General features: G+C 41.8%; 2 protein-coding genes. Both read left to right on the plus strand.

What is annotated here, in order from left to right; genetic code table 11:
* Positions 1 to 699 (plus strand): RHS repeat-associated core domain-containing protein (locus NZM04_05315; GenBank protein ID MCS7063451.1); only part of this gene is annotated, 699 nt, incomplete at its 5' end.
* Positions 700 to 1,237: 538 nt separating this feature from the next.
* On the plus strand, positions 1,238 to 1,585 hold the full coding sequence (locus NZM04_05320) for a hypothetical protein (GenBank protein MCS7063452.1): 348 nt from the start codon (positions 1,238 to 1,240) through the stop codon (positions 1,583 to 1,585).
* Positions 1,586 to 2,074: the final 489 nt, after the last annotated feature.

Consider the following 2,074-nt stretch of genomic DNA (forward strand, 5'->3'; position numbering starts at 1 on the left):
AAAAAAGATCTTTACACCTACGACGACATCGGGCAAGTTACCCAAGTGCAATGCGGAACGGTTAACAACGCGAACGCGAGCAAAACCCAAAGCTGGACATACGACCTGGTAGGCAACTGCATTACACACACCTGCTATCTGCAAGAAAGGATCCTCGGCAGCACCGCCCGCCTCATCGACCTGCAAGGCACCGAGATCCACCGCACCCGATACGACGTCTATGGAGAAGCTTACTTCGCCGACGTCAGCACAGCTAATAACTTTACCTATTACAATGCCAGCCCCAACCGCTTCTGGTTCACAGGCCGCGAAATGCTCGCAAACACAAGCGGCGGCCTCGCCTCAGGTCTATACGACTATAGAAACCGCATCTATAGCACCACCCTGGGAAGATTTATGCAACCGGATCCGATTGGGTTTGAGGCTAAGGATGTGAATTGGTATAGATATGTGGGGAATAATGCGGTGAATTATACGGATCCGGAAGGGCTTGCTTCTCTTCCTCCCTGGATTGTTCCTGGGGCAGTAGGGTGGTGTGCTTTCAATGTATGGAGAAGATATCCTGAATATCTAAAATGTGTTGAAGAAGCAGCAGGTAGGTTAGGTGATTGTCTTTCAGATCCTGATAAATGTCCTATGGAATGCTGGGCAAAATATCTTGAAGACGTTGCTCGTTGTGCCTCTAATGCTTGCATTTGATTATTATTTATGACAAGAGCAATAGATCATATAATTGAGGGTAAGTATTTTTTGGTCATTTCGTTAATTAGTGTCGTATTAGTTTTTTTGGTATTGAGTTGGAGATATGTGATATCAGGGAAGAAGGGTTTGATGGAGAAAAGGATCAAGGCAGTAGTGATTTCATGGTTAATATGGTTATTGATTGTCTTTGTATCCTACAACGATCAAAAAATCTTTTATCCTTTGGCTTTGTTAGCGTTATCAATAACTTATATAATTATAACTAGATTGGGCAATAGTAGTGGAAAATGAAGCATAGTAATATATGATTTAATGACCTGGAGAGATGACAAAAAGGATTGTAAATTTTAATCTCTTGAGATATATGATTATTAGCTAATATAGATACATATCTAATAATTGTAGAAATGAATGTAAATAAAAGTGACTGGAACATTATGTATTTGACTAAAATTTTGATCGAAAAGATACGCATTGAAGTATTAGCAAGCATAATAATACGATGATAAATGGCTATTATTTTCATGAGGGTGTGATGGAGAAAATAGCACTCGACCGCTTCCTGCAACCCGACCTCATCGGCTTCGATTCCGGGGATATAAACTTGTATCGGTATGTGGGGAATAATGCGGTGAATTATACGGATCCCAGTGGATTGATTGGACCTGCTGGAATAGCGTTAATTGGGATGGGAATAGGAGCTGTTGGATCTATTTATTGTGAAGTAGTAGTGAGTAATTTTAAAAAAGAATGTGAGAAGAAGACGGAGGCTAAAAAGAAGGAATGTGAATTAAAAAATTGCAACTTCGAGCCTGAGCACGCCACAAGGCAATGTGGTGTATCGTCGTATAGTGGTCCATGTGGAGGTAGGTGTGTGAGATGAGAAAAGTATCTAAATTAAATATATGGACAGGGTTGGTTTTGTTATTTGTAGTGTTAATATTAGCATATTCTGGAGTTCAGATGCGAATGTATGTGAATGAATGCTATAAAAAGACGGAAAGAGATCGGCAAGAATGCGAGAGGTTAGGATATGCATTTAAGGCATTTCGGGTTGAAAGAAGGATATTAGGCATAGCATATTATGCAGGGGATTGCGGAGGGTGGTGTCAGAGGCCGTAAGGAAGCTGCAAGATACCGAAGGGAGAAAGAATCGCTTAAGACAAAAATAATGAATGAGAAAGTGGATGAATTGATGGAGCGGTTGAGTGAGGCTGGGGCTGTATGGTAAAGATGGGTTGAATCGGCGGGTGGTGGAGAGGTATTACTGGAGGCCGACTGCGAGTGTGCCATGGATAGGGCCTTCGCGGCAGTATCGGTATTACAACGGGTGGGACTTGACAGAGGTGTATAATAACAACATGCAACTAGT

It is taken from the genome of Candidatus Methylacidiphilales bacterium (assembly GCA_025056655.1).
Taxonomy (GTDB): domain Bacteria; phylum Verrucomicrobiota; class Verrucomicrobiia; order Methylacidiphilales; family JANWVL01; genus JANWVL01.

What these genes read in the sequence shown, in the direction of transcription:
- NZM04_05320 (MCS7063452.1), top strand. Translation starts at nt 1,238, where the DNA reads ATGGAGAAAATAGCACTCGACCGCTTCCTGCAACCCGACCTCATCGGC.